Here is a 25,454-nt window from a genome sequence, read left to right as displayed (position 1 = left end):
CGCCTCCTGTGCGCCCTATGTCGCCACAGAACCTTCCTTCGATAGGCTGTACCGAACCCTCCCCTCGCATATGCGTCCGCATAGGGGTGACGCCGCGCCGTCTGCGCGGCCAGAGGGTCTCCCCGTACGCATCGAATGTCTTCCACCGTCACGCAGCTCAAGGAGAGTCAACGAGCGATGGCCGGTCCAGCGTTCCGCGCCGCCGCCGTCCGGGTGCGCGTTCCCGCCACCAGCGCCAACCTGGGTCCGGGCTTCGACGCCCTGGGCCTCGCGCTGGGGCTGTACGACGACGTCGTCGTCCGGGTGGCCGACTCCGGGCTGCACATCGACATCGCGGGCGAGGGCAGTGAGACCCTCCCGCGGGACGAGAGCCACCTCCTCGTCCGTTCCCTGCGCACCGCCTTCGATCTGCTGGGCGGACAGCCCCGCGGCCTGGAGATCGTCTGCGCCAACCGCATTCCGCACGGCCGGGGCCTCGGCTCCTCCTCCGCCGCGATCTGCGCCGGCATCGTCGCCGCGCGCGCGGTGACCATAGGCGGTGAAGCCAAGCTCGACGACGCGGCCCTCCTGGAGCTGGCCACCGAGATCGAGGGTCACCCGGACAACGTGGCCGCCTGTCTGCTCGGCGGTTTCACCCTCTCCTGGATGGAGGCCGGCGCCGCCCGGGCGATCAGGATGGAGCCCTCGGATTCCATCGTTCCGGTGGTTTTCGTGCCCGGAAAGCCGGTTCTGACCGAGACCGCCCGCGGTCTGCTCCCGCGCACCGTGCCGCACGTCGACGCCGCCGTCAACGCGGGCCGCGCCGCCCTGCTCGTCGAGGCCCTGACCAGGCGCCCCGAGCTGCTGCTGCCCGCCACCGAGGACCGCCTCCACCAGGAGTACCGCGCCCCGGCCATGCCGGAGAGCGCCGCGCTGGTGGAGCGGCTGCGGGCGGACGGGATCCCGGCCGTCATCTCGGGTGCCGGACCCACCGTGATGGCCCTCGCCGACGCCGCCAGCGCCGACAAGGTGTCGCACCTCGCGGGCGAGGGCTGGGCCGCCAACCGGCTGGACCTCGATATGCAGGGAGCGAGCGTGTTGCCGCTCGCCACCTCCGGCGACAGCTGAAAGCACACGGTTGCCGGATTTGGAGAGGGGGAATGTTTGTTGGATCCGGTAGTGTTAATCTCAAGTCTGCACCCGACCCCACCATGGCGAGGTGCTTTGTGTCCCCGTCCGGGACAGACATTCTTCCGGGAGCCTCCCGCGCCACTCCGTGTTCCCTGCGCCGTACCTGGGCAGTACGTCGTATGCGAGCACTGAGCGGGCCGCCGGGCACGCTCCGGAACAGGTGCTGCCACGCCACGTGACACCAGGTGTCACGGCTCGCGGAAGCGCCATCACCGCACATTTCCTCCGCCGCTTTGGCGGACCACCGCCCCGGCACGGTTCACCGAAAGCAAGGACCGTAGCCGGACAGCACAACCGGTCGCCGAGCCAGACAGGCCGACGTCCGCTCCAGGGAAGGACCCTTCGTGAGCGACACCACCGATCTGATGGGCGCACGTGTCGAGGAGACCGCTGCCGCGCCCGCCACGGACGCCTCCGCGCCTGCCACCGGTGCCGGCTCCCGGCGGCGCCGCGGTACCGGCCTCGAGGGCATGGTGCTGGCCGAGTTGCAGCAGGTCGCCTCGGGCCTCGGCATCAGGGGCACCGCGCGGATGCGCAAGAGCCAGCTGATCGAGGTCATCAAGGAGGCGCAGGCCGCCGGGGGAGCCGCCCCCAAGGCCGACGCCGCAGCCGAGACCAAGCCGAAGCGCCGGGCCACCTCCAAGGCCCGTACGGGTGAGGCCGCCGACGGCGAGAAGAAGGCCGAGGCGTCCGCCGAGAAGGCCGTGGCCCAGCAGCAGATCGAGATCCCCGGCCAGCCGGCCTCCGACGACGCCCCGACCGAGCGCCGTCGTCGCCGCGCCACCGCCGAGGCGGGCAGCCCGGCCGCCGGCAGCGCCGAGACCGTCGCCGCCGAGGCGAAGGCCGAGCCCAAGGCCGAGACGCCCGCGCAGCAGCAGGGGCAGGGCGAGGCCCGCGGCGACGCCGGTGACGGCGAGGGCCGTGGCCGCCGCGACCGCCGTGAGCGCGGCCGCGACCGCGACCGTGGCGAGCGCGGCGACCGCGAGCGCGGTGACCGTGACCGCCGTAACAAGGGCGACGACCAGCAGGGCGGCCAGCAGCGTCAGCAGCAGGGCCAGCAGCAGGGCGGCCGCCAGGACCGGCAGCAGGACGACGACGACTTCGAGGGCGGCCGCCGTGGCCGTCGCGGCCGCTACCGCGACCGCCGTGGCCGCCGTGGCCGCGACGAGATCGCCGCCGAGCCGCAGCTGGCCGAGGACGACGTCCTGATCCCCGTCGCGGGCATCCTGGACATCCTCGACAACTACGCCTTCATCCGGACCTCCGGCTACCTGCCCGGCCCGAACGACGTGTACGTCTCCCTCGCCCAGGTCCGCAAGAACGGCCTGCGCAAGGGTGACCACGTCACCGGTGCGGTCCGGCAGCCGAAGGAGGGTGAGCGCCGGGAGAAGTTCAACGCGCTGGTCCGCCTCGACTCCGTCAACGGCATGGCGCCCGAACACGGCCGCGGCCGCCCGGAGTTCAACAAGCTGACCCCGCTCTACCCGCAGGACCGCCTCCGCCTGGAGACGGACCCGGGCGTGCTGACGACCCGGATCATCGACCTGGTCTCGCCGATCGGCAAGGGCCAGCGCGGTCTGATCGTGGCCCCGCCGAAGACCGGTAAGACCATGATCATGCAGGCGATCGCCAACGCGATCACGCACAACAACCCCGAGTGCCACCTGATGGTCGTCCTGGTCGACGAGCGTCCGGAAGAGGTCACCGACATGCAGCGGTCGGTCAAGGGCGAGGTCATCTCCTCGACCTTCGACCGTCCGGCCGAGGACCACACCACCGTCGCCGAGCTGGCCATCGAGCGCGCCAAGCGCCTGGTCGAGCTGGGTCACGACGTGGTCGTGCTGCTGGACTCGATCACCCGTCTGGGCCGTGCGTACAACCTGGCCGCGCCGGCCTCCGGCCGCATCCTGTCCGGTGGTGTCGACTCCACCGCGCTGTACCCGCCGAAGCGGTTCTTCGGTGCGGCGCGCAACATCGAGGACGGCGGCTCGCTGACCATCCTGGCCACGGCGCTCGTGGACACCGGCTCCCGCATGGACGAGGTGATCTTCGAGGAGTTCAAGGGCACCGGCAACATGGAGCTGAAGCTCGACCGCAAGCTCGCGGACAAGCGGATCTTCCCGGCCGTGGACGTGGACGCGTCCGGTACCCGTAAGGAAGAGATCCTGCTCGGTGCCGAGGAGCTGGGCATCGTCTGGAAGCTGCGCCGGGTGCTGCACGCGCTGGACCAGCAGCAGGCGATCGAGCTGCTTCTCGACAAGATGAAGCAGACCAAGTCGAACGTCGAGTTCCTGATGCAGATCCAGAAGACGACGCCGACGCCGGGCAACGGCGACTAGTCGCTCCCGCTCACGGCGTGTGCGAGCCCGCCCCCTGTCACTTCCGGTGACAGGGGGCGGGCTTTTTCGACGCGGGCGACGAGAGATCTTTGCCACAAGGATCTCGGTTGGTACCGGTTTCGAGGCGTACGACCTCCGGGGCTGAAACCGCAGGTGAGCGCCGCTCGCCCCGATCGGTCCGGTCACGCAGGGTGAATGCCGCGCCACGCGGTGGGCACCCGGCCCTGTGCAACGCTGTCTCGAGTTTCTCCGTCTGACCAGGTGGGGCGACGATGGAGCGGTGACAACCGCGCCCGACCCTGAAAGCAGGGGGTAACCGACCGCCGAGACCTAGGAGCGATGTGTCCGCCCAGAGCACGCCGGAGCCCGCGATACCGCAGCCGGGGGGCAGCGCCTCCCGGGGCCCCTCCCGTGGCAGCGGCAGAGGGCGCCGCCGCAAGGCCCGCAGTACGGGCCGCAAGGCGCTGCTCGCCACGGCCTGGACCGCCGCGGGCGTGGTCGCCCTGGGTGGTGCCGGGGCCGGGTATCTCTACTTCAAGCTCAACGGCAACCTGCACAGCGTCGACATCAACCAGGCCCTCGGCGCCGACCGGCCCACGAAGATCGACAACGGCTCGGAGAACATCCTGGTCCTCGGCTCGGACACCCGGTCCGGCTCCAACCGGAAGCTCGGCGGCGGCGCCGACGACGGCAGCGCCCGCTCCGACACGGCGATGATCGTCCACATCTACGAGGGCCACACGAAGGCCAGCGTGGTCTCGATCCCCCGGGACACCCTGATCGACCGCCCCCGGTGCACGGACACCAAGGGCACCGCCTACCCGGCCGCCGCGGGCGTGATGTTCAACTCCGCCTACTCCACCGGCGGGGCCGCCTGCGCGGTGAAGACCGTCGAGTCGATCACCGGCATCCGTATGGACCACTACCTCGAGGTCGATTTCTCGGGCTTCCAGAAGCTCATCGACGACCTCGGCGGGGTCCAGGTCACCACCACGAAGAACATCGACGACCCGCAGAGCCACCTCACCCTCAAGGCCGGCACCCACACCCTCGACGGCGCGCAGGCCCTCGGCCTGGTCCGCACCCGGCACGGCGTCGGCGACGGCTCCGACCTGGGCCGCATCCAGCTCCAGCAGGCGTTCGTCAAGGCCCTGATCAACCAGGTCAGGCAGGTCGGCGTGTTCAGCAACCCGAAGAAGCTGTACGACCTCGCCGACACCGCCACCAAGGCCGTCACCACCGACTCCGACCTCGGCTCGGTCAACTCCCTGATCGACTTCGCGAGCGGCCTGAAGGGCATCGGCGCCAAGAACCTGAGCATGGTCACCATGCCCGTCCAGTACGACCCCGCCAACCCCAACCGGGTCCTGCTGGAGAAGCAGAAGGCCCAGCTGGTGTGGGACGCCCTGAAGAACGACCGCCGGATCCCGAAGGCGGCCACCGAGGGCACGGCCACCGGCGAGGCCAAGGGCGTGGTCACTCCCTGAGGGCGGACACCCTCGGGGAATACCCCGACCCCGGGGACTACCCGGACCTCGGGGACTACCCGGACTTCGGGAACTGCCCGGACCCCGGGGACTACCCGGATCCCGAGGACTGCCCGGACCCCGGGGAATACCTGGGCCCCACCCCCGGTTTTGGGGGATGGCGCCAGTCCTGGCAGACTGGTACGTCGGCCCCGGTTCACGCTCCCGCATCCCGCGGCGGCGACCCGGTGCCCTCCCGAAACCTAGGAGACACCTTGAAGCGCGACATCCACCCCGAGTACGTCGAGACGCAGGTCAGCTGCACCTGCGGCGCGTCGTTCACCACCCGCAGCACCATCGAGTCCGGCACCATCCGGGCCGAGGTCTGCTCCGAGTGCCACCCGTTCTACACGGGCAAGCAGAAGATCCTCGACACCGGTGGCCGTGTGGCCCGCTTCGAGGCCCGCTTCGGCAAGGCTGCCGCCGGCTCCAAGAAGTAGCGAGCCCCCTTGCGCCGGTCCACGGCCACACCCTCACCGGGGTGTGTCCGGGACCGGCGTTTTTGGTCGCCCGCCCTTCCCTTCATTCGCAGTACAGGAGCCGAAAGATGTTCGAGGCAGTCGAGGACCTCGTCGCCGAGCACGCCGATCTGGAGCAGAAGCTCGCCGATCCGTCGGTCCACGCCGACCAGGCGAACGCGCGCAAGCTGAACAAGCGCTACGCCGAGCTGACCCCGATCGTCGCCACGTACCGCTCCTGGAAGCAGTCCGGCGACGACATGGACACCGCGCGCGAGCTCGCGGCCGACGACCCCGACTTCGCCGCCGAGGTCAAGGAGCTGGAGAAGCAGCGTGAGGAGCTGACCGAGAAGCTCCGTCTGCTGCTGGTCCCGCGCGACCCGAGTGACGACAAGGACGTCATCCTGGAGATCAAGGCGGGCGCCGGCGGCGACGAGTCCGCGCTGTTCGCCGGTGACCTGCTGCGCATGTACCTGCGGTACGCCGAGCGCGTCGGCTGGAAGACCGAGATCATCGACGCCACCGAGTCCGAGCTGGGCGGCTACAAGGACGTCCAGGTCGCCGTGAAGGTCCGCGGGCAGGCCGAGCCCGGCCAGGGCGTATGGGCGCGGCTGAAGTACGAGGGCGGTGTGCACCGGGTGCAGCGCGTCCCGGCCACCGAGTCCCAGGGCCGTATCCACACCTCCGCCGCCGGTGTCCTCGTCACCCCGGAGGCCGAGGAGGTGGACGTGGAGATCAACCCGAACGACCTGCGCATCGACGTCTACCGGTCCTCCGGCCCGGGCGGGCAGTCGGTCAACACCACCGACTCCGCGGTGCGCATCACGCACCTGCCGACCGGCGTCGTCGCCTCCTGCCAGAACGAGAAGAGCCAGCTCCAGAACAAGGAGCAGGCGCTGCGTATCCTGCGCTCCAGGCTGCTCGCCATGGCGCAGGAGGAGGCGGAGCGGGAGGCCGCCGACGCCCGCCGCAGCCAGGTCCGCACCGTCGACCGCTCCGAGAAGATCCGCACCTACAACTTCCCGGAGAACCGCATCTCCGACCACCGTGTCGGCTTCAAGGCGTACAACCTGGACCAGGTCCTGGACGGCGACCTCGACGCGGTGATCCAGGCCTGCGTCGACGCCGACTCGGCGGCGAAGCTGGCCGCGGCGTAAGGCTCGTACCAGTGACTTCCGGAGGACTTGCGTGAACCTGCTGCTCGCGGAGGTGGCCCAGGCCACCCAGCGGCTGGCCGACGCCGGCGTGCCCTCGCCGCGCACCGACGCCGAGGAGCTCGCCGCGTTCGTGCACGGCGTGAAGCGCAGCCAGCTGCACTCCGTGAAGGACGCGGACTTCGACGCCCGCTACTGGGAGGTCATCGCCCGGCGTGAGCAGCGCGAGCCGTTGCAGCACATCACCGGGCGGGCCTACTTCCGGTATCTGGAGTTGCAGGTCGGTCCGGGGGTCTTCGTGCCGCGGCCCGAGACCGAGTCCGTGGTCGGCTGGGCCATAGACGCCGTACGGGCCATGGACGTGGTCGAGCCGTGCATCGTCGACCTGTGCACCGGCTCCGGGGCCATCGCGCTCGCCCTCGCCCAGGAGGTGCCGCGCTCCCGTGTGCACGCCGTGGAGCTGTCCGAGGACGCCCTGGTGTGGACCCGGAAGAACGTCGAGGGGTCCAGGGTCGACCTGCGTCAGGGCAACGCCCTGGACGCCTTCCACGACCTCGACGGCCAGGTCGACCTGGTCATCTCCAACCCGCCGTACATCCCGCTGACCGAGTGGGAGTACGTCGCCCCCGAGGCCCGCGACTACGACCCCGAGATGGCGCTGTTCTCGGGCGAGGACGGCCTCGACCTGATCCGCGGCCTGGAGCGCACCGCGCACCGGCTGCTGCGCCCCGGCGGCGTCGTCGTGATCGAGCACGCCGACACCCAGGGCGGTCAGGTGCCGTGGATCTTCACCGAGGAGCGGGGCTGGGCCGACGCGGCCGATCACCCCGACCTCAACAACCGCCCCCGGTTCGCGACCGCCCGCAAGGCGCTGCCGTGACCGCCCCCCAGACTTTCCAGCCGCAGTACGTGTACGAGGAGGCCCGCTAGACATGGCACGGCGATACGACACCAACGACGCGACCGACCGCGTGACGGGTCTGCGCGAGGCCGCGTCCGCCGTCCGCCGGGGCGAGCTGGTGGTGCTGCCGACCGACACGGTGTACGGCATCGGCGCCGACGCCTTCTCCTCGGAGGCGGTCGCCGATCTGCTCGCCGCCAAGGGCCGGGGCCGCGCCATGCCCACCCCGGTCCTGATCGGCTCCCCGAACACCCTGCACGGTCTGGTCACGGACTTCTCCGAGCTGGCCTGGGAGCTGGTCGACGCGTTCTGGCCGGGCGCCCTCACGCTCGTCGCCAAGCACCAGCCGTCGCTCCAGTGGGACCTCGGCGACACCCGGGGCACCGTCGCCATCCGGATGCCGCTGCACCCGGTCGCCATCGAGCTGCTGACCGAGGTCGGCCCGATGGCCGTGTCCTCCGCCAACCTCACCGGGCACCCGGCGCCGGAGAACTGCGACTCCGCCCAGGACATGCTCGGCGACTCCGTCTCCGTCTACCTCGACGGCGGCCCCACCCCCGGCATCGTCCCGTCGTCCATCGTGGACGTCAGCCGTGACGTTCCGGTGCTGCTGCGCGAGGGCGCCCTCTCCGCCGAGGAGCTGCGCAAGGTCGTACCCGACCTCGAGGTGGCGAATTGACCGCCCCCGCACCGGGGCGTGGCATAGGCATCGGCGAGCGTGTCGCGGAGCAGACGACCACCTTCGGCTTTCCCCGTGACACCTTCCGCATCCTCCACGTCAGCACCGGCAATGTGTGCCGCTCGCCCATCACCGAGCGGCTGACCCGGCATTTCGTCATGGAGCGCCTCGGGGTGCTCGGCGGCGGGCTGCTGGTGGAGAGCGCGGGCACCTGGGGCCACGAGGGCGCGCCCATGGAGGCGCACGCGGAGGCGGTGCTCGGCGAGTTCGGTGCGGACGCCTCCGGCTTCGTGGGCCGGGAACTGCTGGACGAGCATGTGATCAAGGCCGATCTGGTGCTGACCGCCACCCGGGACCACCGCGCCCAGGTGATCTCCATGGGCCACTCGGCGGGGCTGCGCACCTTCACCCTGAAGGAGTTCACCCGGCTGGTCCGGGCGATAGACCCGGTGACCCTGCCGCCCCTGGAGGAAGGCCTGGTCACCCGGGCCCGCGCACTGGTCCGGGCGGCGGCGGCGCTGCGCGGCTGGCTGCTGGCGCCCACCGCCGAGGCGGACGAGGTGTACGACCCGTACGGGGCGCCCCTGACCTTCTTCCGGTCCGTCGGGGACGAGATACGGGACGCGCTGGACCCGGTGGTGACGGCACTGACCGGGGTACCGGCGCGCATGTGAACGCCCCGCGTTCCCGTGCGGCCGCATCACCGGGCGCCCCGCACCTGCCCGGCCTACATTGGGGATAGTCACCGTCGACCGCCCCGGGAGCCCGCCATGTCGGTCACCCATACCCTCCAGACCGACGCGCTGCGGCACCAGGATCCGGCGATGGCCGACATCCTGCTGGCCGAGCTGGACCGGCAGTCGTTCACGCTCCAGCTGATCGCCGCCGAGAACTTCACCTCGCCCGCCGTGCTCGCCGCCCTCGGTTCCGCGCTGTCCAACAAGTACGCCGAGGGCTATCCCGGCGCCCGCTACCACGGCGGCTGCGAACTGGTCGACGTCGCCGAGCGCGCCGCCGTCGACCGGGCCAGGGAGCTGTTCGGCGCGGAGCACGCCAATGTCCAGCCGCACTCCGGCTCCTCGGCCGTGCTGTCCGCCTACGCGGCCCTGCTGCGCCCCGGTGACACCGTGCTCGCCCTGGGGCTGCCGTACGGCGGTCATCTCACCCATGGCTCGCCGGCGAACTTCTCCGGCCGTTGGTTCGACTTCGTCGGGTACGGGGTGGACGCGGAGACCGGGCTGATCGACCACGACCAGGTGCGCCACCTGGCCCGCAACCACCGGCCCAAGGCGATCGTGTGCGGGTCCATCGCCTACCCCCGCCATGTCGACCACGCCTTCTTCCGGGAGGTCGCCGACGAGGTCGGCGCCTATCTGATCGCCGACGCGGCGCACCCCATCGGGCTGGTCGCCGGGGGAGCGGCGCCGAACCCGGTGCCGTACGCCGACATCGTGTGCGCGACCACGCACAAGGTGCTGCGCGGGCCGCGCGGCGGGATGATCCTGTGCGGGAGCGAGCTGGCCGAGCGGGTCGACCGGGCGGTGTTCCCGTTCACCCAGGGCGGCGCGCAGATGCACACCATCGCCGCCAAGGCCGTCGCCTTCGGCGAGGCGGCAACGCCGGCGTACGCCGTGTACGCCCATCAGGTGGTCGCCAACGCCCGGGTGCTGGCCGGCCATCTGGCCGCCGAGGGGCTGACCGTGGTCACCGGCGGCACCGACACCCATCTGATCGTCGCCGATCCCGCGCCGCTCGGGGTGGACGGCCGGGCCGCGCGGGGCCGGCTGGCCGCCGCCGGGATCGTGCTCGACTGCTGTGCGCTGCCGCACGGGGACGGCCGCGGGCTGCGCCTGGGTACGGCCGCGGTGACCACGCAGGGGATGGGGGAGCCGGAGATGGTGCGGATCGCGGCGCTGCTCGCGGCGGTGCTGCGCGGGGAGAGCGAGCCGTCCGGGGTGCGGGACGAGGTGCGCGAGCTGACCGGTAGATTTCCGCCGTATCCGGGTTGACCGATTCCGGTTCGCCGGCCGGGCCACAGCCGCTCGTGCAACCATCGTCGCTACCCGGAAGTCTTCATCCGTATGCGTCCGTCGCTAGGGTGTGAGGCTGTGATGGCCAGCGAGACATGTGGGGAAGCCCGTGCGTGAATACCTGCTGACGCTCTGTATCACGGCCGCGGTGACGTATCTGCTGACAGGGCCGGTACGCAAGTTCGCGATCGTGGCCGGGGCGATGCCGGAGATCCGGGCCCGGGACGTGCACCGGGAGCCCACTCCGCGGCTGGGCGGGATCGCGATGTTCTTCGGGCTGTGCGCGGGCCTGCTGGTGGCGGACCATCTGACGAACCTGAACTGGGTCTTCGACAAGTCCAACGAGCCGCGGGCGCTGCTCTCCGGCGCGGCGCTGATCTGGCTGATCGGCGTGCTGGACGACAAGTTCGAGATCGACGCGCTGATCAAGCTCGGCGGCCAGATGATCGCCGCGGGTGTGATGGTGATGCAGGGTCTCACCATCCTGTGGCTGCCGGTGCCCGGGGTGGGCACGGTGGCGCTCACCCAGTGGCAGGGCACCCTGCTGACGGTGGCCCTGGTGGTGATCACCATCAACGCGGTGAACTTCGTGGACGGCCTCGACGGCCTGGCCGCCGGCATGGTCTGCATCGCCGCCGCCGCGTTCTTCATGTACGCCTACCGGGTCTGGTACTCGTACGGCATCGAGGCCGCCGCCCCGGCCACGCTGTTCGCCGCCGTGCTGATGGGCATGTGCCTGGGCTTCCTGCCGCACAACATGCATCCGGCGCGGATCTTCATGGGCGACTCCGGCTCGATGCTGATCGGCCTGGTGCTGGCCGCCGGCGCGATCTCGGTCACGGGCCAGGTCGACCCGGACGTGATGAACCTGTTCTCCGGTTCCGAGCGCAACACCGTGCACCAGATGGTGCCGGTCTACATCCCGCTGCTGATGCCGCTGACGATCATCGCCGTGCCGGCCGCCGACCTGGTGCTGGCGATCGTCCGGCGCACCTGGCGCGGTCAGTCGCCGTTCGCCGCGGACCGGGGCCATCTGCACCACCGGCTGCTGGAGATCGGCCACTCGCACAGCCGGGCGGTGCTGATCATGTACTTCTGGTCGGCGCTGATCGCCTTCGGCGCGCTGGCGTTCTCGGTCAACTCCGCGTCGATGTGGATCACTTTGAGCGTCGCGTTCCTGAGCGCGGTCGGTCTGGTCCTGCTGCTGCTCCCGCGCTTCACGCCGCGGGTGCCGGTCTGGGCGCAGCGGTTCGTGCCGCCCCGGTACCGGCGCAGGAGCCGTCCGGCCGAGGGTCTCGCGGCGGCACACGGCGCCGCCGAGGAGTGCCCGGAGGGCGCGGAGCCGACGCCGGTCACGGCGGGCGTCGCGGGCGTCAACGGGGCGACCGCGGTGGGCCCTCGATCGCGTTTCATTGACGGTCGTTGAGAGACGCAAGGTAAGAATCTGACGAGAGCATTGCCCGTTGTTGGGGGAGCAAAGCGCCCTAATACCAGACAAGAGGGCGCTGATTCTGCACAGACGCGCACTGTCACTCTCATGTGTGACAGCAGGCACACTGGAGAGGTAAAGACCTCATCAAATAGTTTGTGATACGGTTCACGAGAACCCCGGAGAGAATCGAAGGACCCGAGTGCGAGGGTCCGTCGGTGTGAGGTCTCGATCACTCAGCCCGGGACTACGCTCGTCCATGACGACACCCTGCCCCCTTGTGAAAGCGGAGTTGCCGCCATGCCGTCCAATGACGCCCGGAACCTCTTGCAGATCGCTGTGCCCACAGCGGCTGTGGGCGCGATCGCCGTCGCCGTGAGCGCCGCGCTCGCGGGAGGCAAGGGCGCGCTCGGTGCGGCCGTCGGCACGGTGCTGGCCATCCTGTTCATGGGAATCGGCCTCTATGTGCTCCAGTGGACGGCAAAAACGCTCCCGCAGCTGTTCCAGGCGATGGGCCTCATGCTCTACGTGGCCCAGCTGCTGCTCCTTCTGATCTTCGTCGCTGTTTTCAAGGACACCTCTCTCTTCAACGCGAAGGCGTTCGCCGCGGCGCTCGTCGTCGCGACGGTCGTGTGGATGGCCGCGCAGGCACGTGCGCACATGAAGGCCAAGATCTTCTACGTCGACCCGGACTCCGAGAAGAGCGAGAAGCCCACGAAGACAGGGCCGTCGTCGTGAGGAGTAGGGGCGGGATAAAGGCTTGTGAGATCTCCTGCTATCGTCCGGTGCCAACTGCGGCATCGCGGGCGCGGGCATCTGAGCTGACGCCTGCTCGATCGCGAGGCTCGATGCCCCCCAGCCGCCCCCACATCCGTAACACCAGTCCGGTGCCGATCCGCGGCCCTGTGCCGCGCCGACACAACGAGGTTGCCGTACCCATGCGTCACGCCGAAGGAGCCCGCGGTGAGTGCTGACCAGACCCAGCTCGCCTTTGACTGGAGTTGTCGGATCATGTCCGACAACGGGTGCGGTTTCCCGGCCCCGGGCCTGAACTCCTTCCTCTTCAAGCCGCTCGCCACGGTGGGGGGCTTCGAGTTCAACAAGGTGATGCTGCTCGCGCTCGTCACCACGCTCGTCGTCGTCGCCTTCTTCTGGGCCGCCTTCGGCAAGGCCAAGGTCGTCCCGGGGAAGCTCCAGATGATCGGCGAGGCCGGCTACGACTTCGTGCGCCGCGGCATCGTCTACGAGACGCTCGGCAAGACCGAGGGCGAGAAGTACGTGCCCTTCATGGTCTCGCTGTTCTTCTTCGTCTGGATCATGAACATCTGGTCCGTGATCCCGCTGGCGCAGTTCCCGGTGTCCTCGGTCATCGCCTTCCCGGCGGTCCTGGCCGCGGTCGTCTACATCACGTGGGTCGCGCTGACCTTCAAGAAGCACGGCTTCGTCGGCTTCTTCAAGAACGTCACGGGCTACGACAAGTCGCTCGGCGCGGTGCTCCCGCTCGTCATGGTCATCGAGTTCTTCTCGAACCTGCTGGTCCGCCCGTTCACGCACGCGGTGCGACTCTTCGCCAACATGTTCGCCGGGCACCTGATGCTGGTGATGTTCACCGCCGCCTCCTGGTACCTGCTGAACAGCTGGCTGGTCGTCGGCGCCGGCGTCTCCTTCGTGATGACGATGGCCATGATCTGCTTCGAGCTTTTCGTGCAGGCCGTCCAGGCGTACGTCTTCGTGCTCCTCGCCTGCTCCTACGTTCAGGGTGCTCTCGCCGAGCACCACTGATCAGCAACCGCCCCTCACCCCCAGTCGTCCGGTGGCCAACCCCCACCGGTCCATGAAAGAGAAGGAAGAACCGGCATGTCCGCTCTTGAGACCCTCGCCGCCACCGCTGGTGTCCACGGTTCCGTCGGCTCGATCGGCTACGGCCTTGCTGCGATCGGCCCCGGCGTCGGCGTCGGCATCATCTTCGGCAAGGGCACCGAGGCCCTGGCCCGCCAGCCCGAGGCCGCCGGTCTGATCCGCGCCAACCAGATCCTCGGCTTCGCGTTCTGTGAGGCGCTCGCCCTCATCGGCATCGTGATGCCGTTCGTGTTCGGTAAGTAATCACCGCTTACCCGACACGAATCGACGAAAGGCACTGATGTGATCGCCAACCTGGTACAGCTGGCGGCCGAGGAGACCGAGCAGAACCCGCTCGTCCCCGCCGGTCCCGAGCTGCTCGTCGGCACCATCGCCTTCGCCATCGTGTTCTTCTTCTTCTGGAAGAAGCTGCTTCCGAACATCAACACGGTTCTCGCGGAGCGGCGCAAGGCGATCGAAGGCGGCATCGAAGAGGCCGAGGCCATGAAGGTCGAGGCCCAGAGCGTCCTGGAGCAGTACAAGGCACAGCTCGCCGAGGCCCGGCACGAGGCCGCGCGCCTGCGCCAGGAGGCGCAGGAGCAGGGTGCCGCGCTCATCGCCGAGATGCGGGCCGAGGGCCAGCGGCAGCGCGAGGAGATCGTCGCCGCCGGTCACGCCCAGATCGACGCCGACCGCAAGGCCGCCGCGTCGGCGCTGCGTCAGGACGTCGGCAAGCTCGCCACCGACCTGGCCGGCAAGCTCGTCGGCGAGTCCCTCGAGGACCACGCCCGTCAGAGCCGTGTGATCGACCGCTTCCTCGACGAGCTCGAGGAGAAGGCCGAGGCCACGCGATGAACGGAGCGAGCCGCGAGGCCCTGGCTGCCGCCCGTGAGCGTCTCGACGCGCTGACGGACTCCACGTCCGTGGACGCCGCGCAGCTCGCCGACGAGCTGGCGGCGGTCACCGCGCTGCTCGACCGCGAGGCCGGACTGCGCCGGGTCCTCACCGACCCGGCGAAGCCCGCAGAGGCCAAGGCCGAACTGGTCCGGCGCCTGATCGGCGGACAGGTCAGCGGGGAGACCGCCGATCTGGTGGCCGGCACCGTCCGGGCCCGCTGGTCGCAGCCCCGCGACCTGGTGGACGCGCTGGAGGAGCTGGCGGACATCGCCGACCTCACGGCGGCGCAGGCGGCCGGCACCCTCGACGACGTCGAGGACGAGCTGTTCCGCTTCGGCCGGATCGTGTCCTCCAGCACCGAGCTGCGTGCCGCGCTGACCGACCGGGCCGCCGGCGGCCAGGCCAAGACCGCGCTGCTGCACCGGCTGCTGGGCGGGCGGGCCAAGCCGGCCACCGAGCGTCTGGTGACGCGCCTCGTGACCGCGCCGCGTGGTCGTAGCCTGGAGGCGGGACTGGAGTCCCTGTCCAAGCTCGCCGCGGAGCGCCGGGACCGCATGGTCGCCGTCGTGACGTCGGCGGTGCCGCTGAGCGACACCCAGAAGCAGCGCCTCGGCGCGGCCCTGGCCAAGCTCTACGGGCGCCGGATGCACCTGAACCTGGATGTGGACCCCGAGGTCCTCGGTGGAATCCGGGTGCAGGTCGGTGACGAGGTCATCAACGGCTCCCTCGCGGACCGGCTGGACGAGGCCGCCCGCCGCATGGCGAGCTAGCAACTCAAGAAGTACGTACTGATGACGGCCCTGGTTGGGCCGTGCAGAGGATTCACCTCCTAATGGGGGGAGTCCCCATCCCCCCAAAGTGAAACTTCGGGCCCAACAAGGAGAGCAGGGAACCCAGATGGCGGAGCTCACGATCCGGCCGGAGGAGATCCGGGACGCGCTGGAGAACTTCGTCCAGTCGTACAAGCCGGACGCGGCCTCGCGCGAGGAGGTCGGTACGGTCACCCTTGCCGGCGACGGCATCGCGAAGGTCGAGGGTCTGCCCTCGGCCATGGCCAACGAACTGCTGAAGTTCGAGGACGGCACCCTCGGCCTCGCCCTCAACCTCGAGGAGCGCGAGATCGGTGCCATCGTCCTCGGTGAGTTCAGCGGCATCGAGGAGGGTCAGCCGGTGCAGCGCACCGGTGAGGTCCTCTCCGTCGCGGTCGGCGAGGGCTACCTCGGCCGTGTCGTCGACCCGCTCGGCAACCCGATCGACGGCCTCGGCGAGATCGAGACCGACGGTCGCCGTGCCCTCGAGTTGCAGGCCCCCACGGTCATGCAGCGCAAGTCGGTGCACGAGCCGATGGAGACCGGCTACAAGGCCGTCGACGCGATGACCCCCGTCGGCCGTGGTCAGCGTCAGCTGATCATCGGTGACCGCCAGACCGGCAAGACCGCCCTGGCCGTCGACACGATCATCAACCAGCGTGACAACTGGCGCACCGGCGACCCGAAGAAGCAGGTCCGCTGCATCTACGTCGCCATCGGCCAGAAGGGCTCCACCATCGCCGGCGTGCGCCGCGCGCTGGAGGAGAACGGCGCCCTGGAGTACACGACCATCGTCGCCGCCCCGGCGTCGGACCCGGCCGGCTTCAAGTACCTCGCGCCGTACACCGGTTCCGCCATCGGCCAGCACTGGATGTACCAGGGCAAGCACGTCCTGATCATCTTCGACGACCTGTCGAAGCAGGCCGACGCCTACCGCGCCGTGTCGCTGCTGCTGCGCCGTCCGCCGGGCCGTGAGGCCTACCCGGGCGACGTCTTCTACCTGCACTCCCGTCTGCTGGAGCGCTGCGCCAAGCTCTCCGACGACATGGGTGCCGGTTCGATGACCGGTCTGCCGATCGTCGAGACCAAGGCCAACGACGTCTCGGCGTTCATCCCGACCAACGTCATCTCCATCACCGACGGCCAGTGCTTCCTGGAGTCGGACCTGTTCAACGCCGGTCAGCGTCCCGCGCTGAACGTCGGTATCTCCGTCTCCCGAGTCGGTGGTTCCGCGCAGCACAAGGCGATGAAGCAGGTCTCCGGCCGACTGCGGGTCGACCTCGCCCAGTTCCGTGAGCTGGAGGCGTTCGCCGCCTTCGGTTCCGACCTGGACGCGGCCTCGAAGTCCCAGCTGGAGCGCGGTCAGCGCATGGTCGAGCTGCTGAAGCAGGACCAGTACCAGCCGATGTCCACCGAGGACCAGGTCGTCTCCGTGTGGGCCGGCACCACCGGCAAGATGGACGACGTCCCGGTCGCCGACATCCGCCGCTTCGAGAAGGAGCTGCTGGAGTACCTGCACCGCAAGGAGCAGGGCCTCATGACCTCCATCCGCGAGGGCGGCAAGATGTCCGACGACACCCTCACGGCCGTCGCGGACGCGATCGCGGAGTTCAAGAAGCAGTTCGAGACCTCGGACGGCAAGCTGCTCGGCGAGGACACTCCTGCCGCTGCCGCCAAGTGACGTAAGGAAGGGACCTGACTCATGGGAGCCCAGCTCCGGGTCTACAAGCGTCGCATCCGATCCGTCACCGCGACCAAGAAGATCACCAAGGCGATGGAGATGATCGCCGCCTCGCGTGTCGTCAAGGCGCAGCGCAAGGTGGCGGCCTCCACGCCGTACGCGACCGAGCTGACGCGCGCGGTCACGGCGGTCGGTACGGGTTCGAACACCAAGCACCCGCTCACCACGGAGGCGGAGAACCCGACCCGTGCCGCGGTCCTGCTCCTCACGAGCGACCGTGGTCTGGCCGGTGCCTTCAACTCCAACGCCATCAAGGCGGCGGAGCAGCTGACCGAGCGCCTGGAGCGCGAGGGCAAGCAGGTGGACACGTACATCGTCGGCCGCCGCGGTGTCGCCCACTACAACTTCCGTGAGCGCAAGATCTCGGAGTCGTGGACGGGCTTCACCGACGAGCCGACGTACGCGGACGCCAAGAAGGTCGCGGCGCCGCTGATCGAGGCCCTCGAGAAGGACACGGCGGACGGCGGCGTGGACGAGCTCCACATCGTCTTCACCGAGTTCGTCTCGATGATGACCCAGACGGCGCTCGGCGCGCGGCTGCTTCCGCTGCGCCTCGAGGAGGTCGCGGAGGAGAAGCCCCAGGGCGAGATCCTTCCGCTGTACGACTTCGAGCCCTCGGCGGAGGACGTCCTCGACGCCCTGCTGCCGCGCTATGTGGAGAGCCGTATCTACAACGCGCTGCTCCAGTCGGCCGCTTCGAAGCACGCCGCCACGCGGCGCGCGATGAAGTCGGCCACCGACAACGCGGGCGAGCTGATCAACACGCTCTCCCGTCTTGCCAACGCGGCCCGCCAGGCCGAAATCACCCAGGAAATCAGCGAGATCGTCGGTGGCGCGAGCGCCCTGGCCGACGCGACCGCGGGGAGTGACCGCTAATGACCACCACTGTTGAGACCGCGACGGCTACGGGCCGCGTCGCCCGGGTCATCGGCCCGGTCGTCGACGTGGAGTTCCCCGTCGACGCGATGCCGGACATCTACAACGCGCTGCACGTCGAGGTCGCCGACCCGGCGAACGAGGGCGCGAAGAAGACGCTGACCCTGGAGGTCGCCCAGCACCTGGGTGACGGCCTGGTCCGCACCATCTCCATGCAGCCCACCGACGGTCTGGTCCGCCAGGCCGCGGTGACCGACACGGGCGCGGCCATCTCCGTCCCCGTCGGCGACTTCACCAAGGGCAAGGTGTTCAACACCCTCGGTGAGGTGCTGAACGTCGACGAGTCCTACGACGGCGAGCGCTGGCCGATCCACCGCAAGGCCCCGAACTTCGACGAGCTCGAGTCCAAGACCGAGATGTTCGAGACGGGCGTCAAGGTCATCGACCTGCTCACCCCGTACGTCAAGGGCGGCAAGATCGGCCTGTTCGGCGGCGCCGGCGTCGGCAAGACGGTGCTCATCCAGGAGATGATCTACCGTGTCGCCAACAACCACGACGGTGTCTCCGTGTTCGCCGGTGTCGGTGAGCGCACCCGTGAGGGCAACGACCTGATCGAGGAGATGTCCGACTCGGGCGTCATCGACAAGACCGCGCTGGTCTTCGGTCAGATGGACGAGCCCCCGGGCACCCGTCTGCGCGTCGCGCTGGCCGGCCTCACCATGGCCGAGTACTTCCGTGACGTCCAGAAGCAGGACGTGCTGTTCTTCATCGACAACATCTTCCGCTTCACGCAGGCCGGTTCCGAGGTCTCCACGCTGCTCGGCCGTATGCCGTCCGCGGTGGGTTACCAGCCGAACCTGGCCGACGAGATGGGTCTCCTCCAGGAGCGCATCACGTCGACCCGCGGTCACTCGATCACCTCGATGCAGGCGATCTACGTCCCCGCGGACGACCTGACCGACCCGGCCCCGGCCACCACCTTCGCCCACCTCGACGCGACGACGGTTCTGTCCCGTCCGATCTCGGAGAAGGGCATCTACCCGGCCGTGGACCCGCTGGACTCCACGTCCCGGATCCTGGACCCGCGCTACATCGCGCAGGACCACTACAACGCGGCCATGCGCGTGAAGACGATCCTCCAGAAGTACAAGGACCTCCAGGACATCATCGCGATCCTCGGTATCGACGAGCTGGGCGAGGAGGACAAGCTGGTTGTCCACCGTGCCCGTCGTGTCGAGCGGTTCCTGTCGCAGAACACCCACGTCGCCAAGCAGTTCACCGGCGTGGACGGTTCGGACGTGCCGCTGGACGAGTCGATCGCCGCGTTCAACGCGATCTGCGACGGTGAGTACGACCACTTCCCGGAGCAGGCGTTCTTCATGTGCGGTGGTCTCGAGGACCTGAAGAAGAACGCCAAGGAGCTGGGCGTCTCCTGACCCGGACACTCGTCCGAGTCATGAGGGGGCGGGCGCGTCCCGCCCCCTCATTCACGCCTACTAGAATTGACCCCAACACCCGGCAGCCCTGCCGGGTGGTGACCCGAGGAGCCACTCTTGGCTGCTGAGCTGCACGTCGAGCTGGTCGCCGCCGACCGCCAGGTCTGGTCCGGCGAGGCCACCCTGGTCGTCGCGCGCACCACCTCCGGCGACATCGGCGTCATGCCCGGTCACCAGCCGCTGCTCGGTGTGCTGGAGTCGGGCCCGGTGACCATCCGTACGAGTGAGGGTGGAACGGTCGTCGCCGCGGTGCACGGCGGTTTCATCTCGTTCGCGGACGACAAGCTGTCCCTGCTGGCCGAGATCGCCGAGCTGTCGGACGAGATCGATGTCCAGCGCGTGGAGCGCGAGCTCGAGCGCGCGAAGGCGGAGGACGACGCCGAGGCCGAGCGCCGCGCCGATGTCCGTCTGCGGGCGGCGACCGCGGCGCGCTAGACACAGCGCGCCGTTGCGTTGACGTCACTCAGCCGCGGCTGGGACCGGAGCGATCCGGACCCGGCCGCGGCTGAGGTAGATGTGGGTGTTTTTACGTTCCGTTACCTAGGAGACGAGGAGGTCGGTGCCGATGGTCCTCGCTCTGACTGTGTGCGGGATCGTGGTCGCCCTGGTGGTGCTGGGGCTCTTCCTGTTCGGACTGCGGCGCAGACTGATCCAGCGTTCCGGCGGCACCTTCGACTGTTCCCTGCGCTGGGACGTGGGCGAGAAACCGGACGCCGGCGGCAAGGGCTGGAGCTATGGCGTCGCCCGCTACAACGGCGACCGCATCGAGTGGTACCGGGTCTTCTCCTACGCCCCCCGGCCGCGCCGCACGCTGGAGCGCGCGCAGATCGAGGTGGCCGGCCGCCGGCTGCCCGAGGGCGAGGAGGAGCTGGCCCTGCTCTCCGACGCCGTGGTGCTCGCCTGCACCCACCGGGGCACCCGCCTGGAACTGGCCATGAGCGAAGACGCGCTGACCGGTTTCCTCGCGTGGCTGGAAGCAGCCCCGCCCGGACAGCGAGTGAATGTGGCGTAGCCGCATTCACTCGCTGGGTGGGGGTCCCCCCGGACGAAGTCTGGGGGAGCGTCAATGTGGCCTAAGGCCCTTTTCAGAGGTTGCTGCTGATCGCGTTCACCAGCTCGCCGTCGCTGGTGTCGCCGCTGAACTCCCAGAAGAAGGCCCCGCCCAGGCCCTGGTTCTTGGCCCAGGCCATCTTGCCGGCGATGGTCGACGGGGTGTCGTAGGACCACCAGTTGCTGCCACAGTGGGCGTAGGCCGTGCCCGCGACGGTGCCGGTGACCGGACAGGAGGACTTGAGGACCTTGTAGTCCTCGATGCCCTGCTCATAGGTGCCGGTGGCCGGGCCCGTGGCCGTGCCGCCCGGGGCGTCCTGGGTGACGCCGGTCCAGCCGCGGCCGTAGAAGCCGATGCCGATGAGCAGCTTGCTCGCGGGCACGCCGATCGACTTGTACTTCGCCATCGCGTCGGCCGTGTCGAAGCCGGCCTTGGGGATGCCGCTGTACGAGGTGAGCGGCGAGTGCGGCGCGGTCGGGCCGGTCTTGTCCCAGGCACCGAAGAAGTCGTACGACATCACGTTGTACCAGTTGACGTACTGGGCGGCGCCCGCGTAGTCGGCGGCCTCGATCTTGCCGCCGGAGGAGCCGTCGGCGGTGACCGCGGCGGTGACCAGCTTGTTGGTGCCGAACTTGGCGCGCAGTGCGGCCATGACGTTCTTGAAGGCCGCCGCCCCGCTGGTGTCGCAGCTCAGGCCGCAGGCGTTCGGGTACTCCCAGTCGATGTCGATGCCGTCGAAGACATCGGCCCAGCGGGGGTCGTTGACGAGGTCGTAGCAGGACTGGGCGAAGCCGGCCGGGTCCTTGGCCGCGTCCGCGAAGCCGCCGGACCAGGTCCAGCCGCCGAAGGACCACAGCACCTTGAGGCCCGGGTACTTGGCCTTCAGCTCGCGCAGCTGGTTGAAGTTGCCGCGCAGCGGCTGGTCCCAGGTGTCGGCGACACCGCTGACGGACTGGTCGGCGGTGAACGCCTTGTCGTAGTCGGCGTAGGAGTCGCCGATCGCGCACTTGCCGCCGGTGACGTTGCCGAAGGCGTAGTTGATGTGCGTGATCTTGGATGCCGAGCCGGACGTCACCAGGTTCTTGACGTTGTAGTTGCGGCCGTAGATGCCCCACTCGGTGAAGTAGCCGAGCTTGACCTTGCCGCCGGTGCTCGGGGGAGTGGTGGTGCCGCCGGTGGTGTGGACGGCGACCGCGCCGCTGGCCGGGCCGGTCTGGTCGGCGGTGTCGCGGGCCCGCACGGTGTAGGAGTAGTCGGTGCCGGCGGTCAGGCCGGAGTCCGTGTACGACGTGGTCGTCACGGTGCCGACGACCTTGCCGTCGCGCAGCACGTCGTAGTTCTTGACGCCCTTGTCGTCGGTGGCCGCGCCCCAGCCGAGCTTCACCGAGGTGTCGGTGATGTTCGAGGCGGTCGGGGTGCCGGGGGCGCTGGGGGCGGTGTCGCCCGGGACCGTCGTACCGTCGCAGCTGCCGCCGTTGAGCGTGCAGTTGGCCGGGTTGCCGGAGCCGGAGCCGTTGAAGCCGAAGGAGACCGTGGCGCCGGGGGCGAGGGTGCCGTTGTAGGACTTGTTCTTGGCGGTCCAGTGGGTGCCGGAGCCGGTCACGTCCGCGTCCCAGGCGGAGGTGACGGAGGTACCGGAGGGGAAGTCCCACTCGACGGTCCAGGAACTGAGGGAGCTGGTGCCGGTGTTCTTGATGGTCCACTGACCGCCGAAGCCGGTACCCCAGTCGCTGGTCTTGGTGAAACTGGCGGTGGCGCTGCTGGCGGCCTGGGCGGGGCCGGCGAGGCCGACGAGACCGGCCAGGGGGAGCGCCAGGGTCGCGAACCCTGCCGCGACTCTGTGTCTGAAGCGCATGCTGCGCCTCCTTGTGTCTGTGGGGATGTCAGGGGCATGACTGAGCCTTCACGCCCACGGTGCTGCGAGAGTAGAAAGGTCTGGACCACTCGTCAATAGGTCTGGACCAGTCGTCTCAGTGCTCCGGCCGGATCCCCAACTCCTGGGCCAGCACCGCCGCTTGCACCCGGCTGCGCAGCTCCAGCTTGGCCAGCACCCTGCTGACGTGTGTCTTCACCGTGCCCTCCGCCATGCCCAGCCGGTCCGCGATCCCGGCGTTGGACAGCCCCTCCCCGAGGTGGGCCAGCACCTCGCGCTCGCGCCGGGTCAGACCGTCCAGCACGGCCGGCTCGGCCTTCGCCTGACGCACCGGACCGGCCGCGAACTCGGCGATCAGCCGCCGGGTCACCGCCGGGGCGACGATGCCCTCCCCGCGCGCCACCGTCCGCACCGCCTCCAGCAGATCCCGTGCCTCGGCGTTCTTCAGCAGGAACCCGGCCGCCCCGGCCCGCAACGCCCCGAACACGTACTCGTCCAGGTCGAAGGTGGTCAGCACGAGCACCTCCGCGACCCCCTCCGCCACGATCTGCCGGGTCGCCGCCACCCCGTCCAGGCGCGGCATCTGCACGTCCATCAGCACCAGGTCCGGCCGCAGCTCCCGGGCCAGCTCCACCGCCCGCTCCCCGTCCGCCGCCTCCCCGGCCACCTCGATGTCGGGCGCGCTGCGCAGGATCAGGACCAGTCCGGCGCGGACGGCGGACTGGTCCTCGGCGACCAGGACACGGATCACGAGGAACCTCTTTCGGTGTCGGTGAGCGGAAGGGCGGCGCGTACGGTCCACAGGCCGGCCTCGGCCCCGGCGGTGAAGCCCCCGCCGAGCAGGTTCGCCCGCTCCCGCATCCCGGTGAGCCCGGAACCCGAGCCGGGCGCGCGGGGGCCGTCACCGGGCCGGTAGGGGCTCGTGACCTCCACGGTCAGGGTGTCGTCGCCCTGCCGCACGGTCACCCGGACCGCCCCGGGCGCCGCGTGCTTGAGCGCGTTGGTCAGCGACTCCTGCACGATCCGGTAGGCCGCCAGTTCCACCGGCGCCGGCACCCGGCCGTGACCGGTGTCGAGCCGCACGTCGAGACCGTTGGCGCGGGCGCCCTCGACCAGGGCGGCCAGGCCGTCGAGCGTCGGTGTGGCGGCCGGCTCCAGGTCATCGCCGCGGTCCCGCAGGATGCCGATCAGCCGCCGCATCTCGGCCAGCCCGTCCACGCTGTTCTCCCGGATCACCGTCAGGGCGTCCCGGGAGGTCGCCGGATCGTCGAGGGACAGCGCGGCCGTGGAATGGATGGCGATCGCGGACAGGTGGTTGGCCACCATGTCGTGCAACTCCCGTGCCATGCGGGCCCGTTCGGCGGTGACCGCCTGGACGCGGTCCATCTCGGCGAGCAGCGCGGTCTGTTCGGCGCGCAGCCGGGCGGCCTCGGCCGCCTCCCGGTGGTCGCGCACCACCCAGCCGGTCCCGGCGGGCGCGAGCGCGATCACGCCGATGCCCACCCCGATCAGCAGCCCCTTCGGATCGCGCCACAGGGCGGCCGGTACGACCCCGCCGAGCACCGTCAGCATCCCGGTGATCCAGGGGATGCGGCGGGCGGAGGCCGGGGTGCCGTACAGGACGGCCGCGTACATCAGGTCCGTGTACAGCACGACGGTGACCAGGCTGCCGACGGTCACCGTGTCCAGGGTCAGCGCGATCGTGCCCACCAGCAGCCCGATACGGGGCCGGGTGCGGCGCAGCGGCTCGCAGGCGGCCGTCACCGCCAGCGGCACCAGCGGGGCCCAGGGCGCCTTCCACAGCACGAGCGCGTCCGTGGTCACCCGTGTGTGCAGACCGAGCGACCACAGCAACAGCCCGCCGAGCAGCCCGCCCACGGCGATCCGCACGTCGTCTCGGTGGGGGCGGGGGAGTGCTGCGAGGGCCATGCCCCCATCCAACACGGCCCGCGAGCGGCCCGCGTGCTCCCCGGGCACGGTCCTGGACTGCAACTTTCGCTTACCCGGGGTTCGCCCCCGCCGACGATGATCCGACCCCCGGGCGACCGGGAGCCTTGACGGGTGACGAGGGGAGCGAACCATGGTCGTATGGTTGATCATCGCCTGTGAGGTGGCGTTCTGGGTGCTGCTGGTGGCCGGACTGACCTTCCGGTACGCGCTGCGGATGCCCCGGACGGGGCTGGCGCTGCTGTTGTGCGAACCGCTGCTCGAGGTCGTGCTGTTCCTCGTGACCGCCATCGACCTGAGGAACGGCGCGCAGCCGGACTGGCGGCACGGCCTGGCCGCCGTCTACATCGGCTTCACGGTCGGGCTGGGCCACTCGACGATCAAGTGGGCCGACGCCCGGGTCGCCCACCGTTTCGCCGGCGGCCCGCCCCCGGTGAAGCCGCCGAAGTACGGCACCGCCCGCACCGTCCACGAATGGAAGGTCGCAGGCCGCTGGATCCTGGCCGCGTGCGTCGCCCTCGCTCTGCTCCAGGGTGCCGTCTGGTACGTCGGCGACGGCGACATCAGCTCCCTGCGCGCCTGGCAGCAGCGCATGCTCTGGGTGATCGGCATCAACCTGGTGATCGCCGGCAGCTACACGCTGTTCCCGAAGCGCGAACCCTAACGCTCACCGCCCGGCACCCACAGCACATCGCCCTGCTCCTTGTTCGCCGTGCGCGCCAGGATGAACAGCAGGTCCGACAGCCGGTTGAGGTAGGTCGCGGTGAGCGGGTTCATCGTCTCGCCGTGCACCTCCAGCGCCTGCCAGGTGGAGCGCTCGGCCCGGCGTACGACCGTGCAGGCCTGGTGGAGGAGGGCGGCGCCCGGGGTGCCGCCGGGCAGGATGAAGGAGCGGAGCTTCTCCAGCCGCTCGTTGAAGCGGTCGCAGTCCGCCTCCAGCTTGTCGATGTAGAACTGCTCCACCCGCAGCGGCGGGAACTCCGGCTTCTCCACCACCGGCGTCGACAGGTCCGCGCCCACGTCGAACAGGTCGTTCTGGACGCGGGTGAGGACCGTGACGATCTCCTCCTCCAGACCGCCCAGTGCGATGGCGGTGCCGATCACCGCGTTGGCCTCGTTGGCGTCCGCGTACGCGGAGATCCTGAGGTCCGTCTTGGACACCCGGCTCATGTCGCCGAGGCTGGTGGTGCCCTGGTCGCCGGTCCTGGTGTAGATGCGCGTCAGATTGACCATGCGGCC

General features: G+C 69.8%; 25 protein-coding genes. 21 read left to right on the top strand and 4 right to left on the bottom strand.

The annotated features are described in order from the left end of the window. Positions 1–177: 177 nt before the first annotated feature. The 20 genes from thrB (at position 178) to ACFVIU_RS01850 (ending at position 20,356) form a co-directional block, all read left to right on the top strand. The gene (gene thrB / locus ACFVIU_RS01945) at positions 178–1,107 is read left to right on the top strand and encodes a homoserine kinase (protein ID WP_385839967.1); all 930 of its coding nucleotides are present in this window, start codon (positions 178–180) and stop codon (positions 1,105–1,107) included. Positions 1,108–1,514: 407 nt separating this feature from the next. Next, the gene (gene rho, locus ACFVIU_RS01940) at positions 1,515–3,509 is read left to right on the top strand and encodes a transcription termination factor Rho (protein ID WP_385839965.1); all 1,995 of its coding nucleotides are present in this window, start codon (positions 1,515–1,517) and stop codon (positions 3,507–3,509) included. Positions 3,510–3,850: 341 nt separating this feature from the next. Continuing rightward, the gene (locus tag ACFVIU_RS01935; RefSeq protein WP_385839963.1) at positions 3,851–4,996 is read left to right on the top strand and encodes an LCP family protein; all 1,146 of its coding nucleotides are present in this window, start codon (positions 3,851–3,853) and stop codon (positions 4,994–4,996) included. Positions 4,997–5,250: 254 nt separating this feature from the next. Next, entirely contained in the window at positions 5,251–5,475 is a 225-nt protein-coding gene (gene rpmE, locus ACFVIU_RS01930; protein WP_019326867.1) for a 50S ribosomal protein L31, read from the top strand. Between the two features lie 107 nt (positions 5,476–5,582). Further along, positions 5,583–6,650: a peptide chain release factor 1 gene (gene prfA / locus ACFVIU_RS01925; RefSeq protein WP_385839962.1), complete on the top strand. Its 1,068-nt coding sequence runs from the start codon at positions 5,583–5,585 to the stop codon at positions 6,648–6,650. A 31-nt stretch (positions 6,651–6,681) separates the two neighbouring features. Continuing rightward, positions 6,682–7,527, top strand: a complete 846-nt coding sequence (prmC, locus tag ACFVIU_RS01920) for a peptide chain release factor N(5)-glutamine methyltransferase (protein WP_385839960.1) — start codon at positions 6,682–6,684, stop codon at positions 7,525–7,527. A gap of 52 nt (positions 7,528–7,579) precedes the next feature. Then, on the top strand, positions 7,580–8,227 hold the full coding sequence (locus tag ACFVIU_RS01915) for an L-threonylcarbamoyladenylate synthase (protein WP_385839959.1): 648 nt from the start codon (positions 7,580–7,582) through the stop codon (positions 8,225–8,227). After that, entirely contained in the window at positions 8,224–8,901 is a 678-nt protein-coding gene (locus ACFVIU_RS01910) for a protein-tyrosine-phosphatase (RefSeq protein WP_385839958.1), read from the top strand. The genes ACFVIU_RS01915 and ACFVIU_RS01910 overlap by 4 nt, the downstream gene beginning before the upstream one ends. Positions 8,902–8,997: 96 nt before the next feature. Continuing rightward, a complete protein-coding gene (glyA, locus tag ACFVIU_RS01905) occupies positions 8,998–10,236 on the top strand; it encodes a serine hydroxymethyltransferase (protein ID WP_385839956.1) in 1,239 nt (412 codons plus the stop codon). 130 nt (positions 10,237–10,366) lie between these two features. Continuing rightward, positions 10,367–11,683, top strand: a complete 1,317-nt coding sequence (locus ACFVIU_RS01900; RefSeq protein ID WP_385839955.1) for an MraY family glycosyltransferase — start codon at positions 10,367–10,369, stop codon at positions 11,681–11,683. Between the two features lie 303 nt (positions 11,684–11,986). Next, positions 11,987–12,424 carry a hypothetical protein gene (locus ACFVIU_RS01895; protein ID WP_385839954.1) on the top strand — a complete coding sequence of 146 codons (438 nt, stop codon included), beginning with the start codon at positions 11,987–11,989 and terminating at the stop codon, positions 12,422–12,424. Between the two features lie 273 nt (positions 12,425–12,697). Further along, on the top strand, positions 12,698–13,468 hold the full coding sequence (gene atpB / locus ACFVIU_RS01890; RefSeq protein WP_385839953.1) for a F0F1 ATP synthase subunit A: 771 nt from the start codon (positions 12,698–12,700) through the stop codon (positions 13,466–13,468). Between the two features lie 75 nt (positions 13,469–13,543). Further along, a complete protein-coding gene (gene atpE / locus ACFVIU_RS01885; RefSeq protein WP_385839952.1) occupies positions 13,544–13,789 on the top strand; it encodes an ATP synthase F0 subunit C in 246 nt (81 codons plus the stop codon). 39 nt (positions 13,790–13,828) lie between these two features. After that, on the top strand, positions 13,829–14,380 hold the full coding sequence (locus tag ACFVIU_RS01880; protein ID WP_385839950.1) for a F0F1 ATP synthase subunit B: 552 nt from the start codon (positions 13,829–13,831) through the stop codon (positions 14,378–14,380). Further along, positions 14,377–15,192 carry a F0F1 ATP synthase subunit delta gene (locus tag ACFVIU_RS01875; RefSeq protein WP_385839949.1) on the top strand — a complete coding sequence of 272 codons (816 nt, stop codon included), beginning with the start codon at positions 14,377–14,379 and terminating at the stop codon, positions 15,190–15,192. The genes ACFVIU_RS01880 and ACFVIU_RS01875 overlap by 4 nt, the downstream gene beginning before the upstream one ends. A gap of 127 nt (positions 15,193–15,319) precedes the next feature. After that, positions 15,320–16,912 (top strand): F0F1 ATP synthase subunit alpha, encoded by a 1,593-nt coding sequence (atpA, locus tag ACFVIU_RS01870; RefSeq protein WP_385839948.1) that lies wholly within the window; start codon positions 15,320–15,322, stop codon positions 16,910–16,912. Positions 16,913–16,933: 21 nt separating this feature from the next. After that, complete coding sequence (locus ACFVIU_RS01865; RefSeq protein ID WP_385839946.1) at positions 16,934–17,848, top strand: F0F1 ATP synthase subunit gamma; 915 nt, start codon at positions 16,934–16,936, stop codon at positions 17,846–17,848. After that, positions 17,848–19,284 carry a F0F1 ATP synthase subunit beta gene (gene atpD / locus ACFVIU_RS01860; RefSeq protein WP_385839945.1) on the top strand — a complete coding sequence of 479 codons (1,437 nt, stop codon included), beginning with the start codon at positions 17,848–17,850 and terminating at the stop codon, positions 19,282–19,284. Before ACFVIU_RS01865 ends, atpD begins: the two co-directional genes overlap by 1 nt. Positions 19,285–19,401: 117 nt before the next feature. Continuing rightward, the gene (locus tag ACFVIU_RS01855; RefSeq protein WP_385839944.1) at positions 19,402–19,779 is read left to right on the top strand and encodes a F0F1 ATP synthase subunit epsilon; all 378 of its coding nucleotides are present in this window, start codon (positions 19,402–19,404) and stop codon (positions 19,777–19,779) included. A 130-nt stretch (positions 19,780–19,909) separates the two neighbouring features. Then, positions 19,910–20,356 carry a DUF2550 domain-containing protein gene (locus ACFVIU_RS01850; RefSeq protein ID WP_385839942.1) on the top strand — a complete coding sequence of 149 codons (447 nt, stop codon included), beginning with the start codon at positions 19,910–19,912 and terminating at the stop codon, positions 20,354–20,356. A gap of 73 nt (positions 20,357–20,429) precedes the next feature. On the opposite strand, the gene ACFVIU_RS01845 is transcribed toward ACFVIU_RS01850, so the two are convergent. The 3 genes from ACFVIU_RS01845 to ACFVIU_RS01835 all read right to left on the bottom strand — a co-directional run bounded on the left by ACFVIU_RS01845 (position 20,430) and on the right by ACFVIU_RS01835 (position 24,197). Continuing rightward, positions 20,430–22,250, bottom strand: coding sequence for a glycosyl hydrolase family 18 protein (locus tag ACFVIU_RS01845; protein WP_385839941.1), 1,821 nt, complete (start codon positions 22,248–22,250; stop codon positions 20,430–20,432). A gap of 115 nt (positions 22,251–22,365) precedes the next feature. Beyond that, complete coding sequence (locus tag ACFVIU_RS01840; RefSeq protein ID WP_385839939.1) at positions 22,366–23,019, bottom strand: response regulator; 654 nt, start codon at positions 23,017–23,019, stop codon at positions 22,366–22,368. Beyond that, positions 23,016–24,197, bottom strand: a complete 1,182-nt coding sequence (locus ACFVIU_RS01835) for a sensor histidine kinase (protein ID WP_385839937.1) — start codon at positions 24,195–24,197, stop codon at positions 23,016–23,018. Before ACFVIU_RS01835 ends, ACFVIU_RS01840 begins: the two co-directional genes overlap by 4 nt. A gap of 151 nt (positions 24,198–24,348) precedes the next feature. On the opposite strand from ACFVIU_RS01835, the gene ACFVIU_RS01830 reads away from it, so the two are divergent. Further along, positions 24,349–24,879 carry a hypothetical protein gene (locus tag ACFVIU_RS01830; protein ID WP_385839936.1) on the top strand — a complete coding sequence of 177 codons (531 nt, stop codon included), beginning with the start codon at positions 24,349–24,351 and terminating at the stop codon, positions 24,877–24,879. Here the strand turns inward: ACFVIU_RS01830 and ACFVIU_RS01825 are convergent. Then, positions 24,876–25,448: a cob(I)yrinic acid a,c-diamide adenosyltransferase gene (locus tag ACFVIU_RS01825; RefSeq protein ID WP_385839935.1), complete on the bottom strand. Its 573-nt coding sequence runs from the start codon at positions 25,446–25,448 to the stop codon at positions 24,876–24,878. The two genes, ACFVIU_RS01830 and ACFVIU_RS01825, sit on opposite strands and share 4 nt — an antisense overlap. Between the last annotated feature and the right edge of the window lie 6 nt (positions 25,449–25,454).

Source organism: Streptomyces sp. NPDC127190, assembly GCF_042672505.1.
Taxonomy (GTDB): domain Bacteria; phylum Actinomycetota; class Actinomycetes; order Streptomycetales; family Streptomycetaceae; genus Streptomyces.
The sequence above is the reverse complement of the archived record's forward strand: the minus strand, read 5'-3'. Positions and strand labels throughout refer to the sequence as shown.

Excerpts from the sequence above, each read along its gene's own strand:
- thrB (WP_385839967.1), top strand. The coding sequence starts at position 178 with ATGGCCGGTCCAGCGTTCCGCGCCGCCGCCGTCCGGGTGCGCGTTCCC.
- prfA (WP_385839962.1), top strand. The coding sequence starts at position 5,583 with ATGTTCGAGGCAGTCGAGGACCTCGTCGCCGAGCACGCCGATCTGGAG.
- ACFVIU_RS01915 (WP_385839959.1), top strand. The coding sequence starts at position 7,580 with ATGGCACGGCGATACGACACCAACGACGCGACCGACCGCGTGACGGGT.
- glyA (WP_385839956.1), top strand. The coding sequence starts at position 8,998 with ATGTCGGTCACCCATACCCTCCAGACCGACGCGCTGCGGCACCAGGAT.
- ACFVIU_RS01895 (WP_385839954.1), top strand. The coding sequence starts at position 11,987 with ATGCCGTCCAATGACGCCCGGAACCTCTTGCAGATCGCTGTGCCCACA.
- atpB (WP_385839953.1), top strand. The coding sequence starts at position 12,698 with ATGTCCGACAACGGGTGCGGTTTCCCGGCCCCGGGCCTGAACTCCTTC.
- atpE (WP_385839952.1), top strand. The coding sequence starts at position 13,544 with ATGTCCGCTCTTGAGACCCTCGCCGCCACCGCTGGTGTCCACGGTTCC.
- ACFVIU_RS01875 (WP_385839949.1), top strand. The coding sequence starts at position 14,377 with ATGAACGGAGCGAGCCGCGAGGCCCTGGCTGCCGCCCGTGAGCGTCTC.
- atpA (WP_385839948.1), top strand. The coding sequence starts at position 15,320 with ATGGCGGAGCTCACGATCCGGCCGGAGGAGATCCGGGACGCGCTGGAG.
- ACFVIU_RS01865 (WP_385839946.1), top strand. The coding sequence starts at position 16,934 with ATGGGAGCCCAGCTCCGGGTCTACAAGCGTCGCATCCGATCCGTCACC.
- atpD (WP_385839945.1), top strand. The coding sequence starts at position 17,848 with ATGACCACCACTGTTGAGACCGCGACGGCTACGGGCCGCGTCGCCCGG.
- ACFVIU_RS01850 (WP_385839942.1), top strand. The coding sequence starts at position 19,910 with ATGGTCCTCGCTCTGACTGTGTGCGGGATCGTGGTCGCCCTGGTGGTG.
- ACFVIU_RS01845 (WP_385839941.1), bottom strand. The coding sequence starts at position 22,250 with ATGCGCTTCAGACACAGAGTCGCGGCAGGGTTCGCGACCCTGGCGCTC.
- ACFVIU_RS01835 (WP_385839937.1), bottom strand. The coding sequence starts at position 24,197 with ATGGCCCTCGCAGCACTCCCCCGCCCCCACCGAGACGACGTGCGGATC.
- ACFVIU_RS01830 (WP_385839936.1), top strand. The coding sequence starts at position 24,349 with ATGGTCGTATGGTTGATCATCGCCTGTGAGGTGGCGTTCTGGGTGCTG.
- ACFVIU_RS01825 (WP_385839935.1), bottom strand. The coding sequence starts at position 25,448 with ATGGTCAATCTGACGCGCATCTACACCAGGACCGGCGACCAGGGCACC.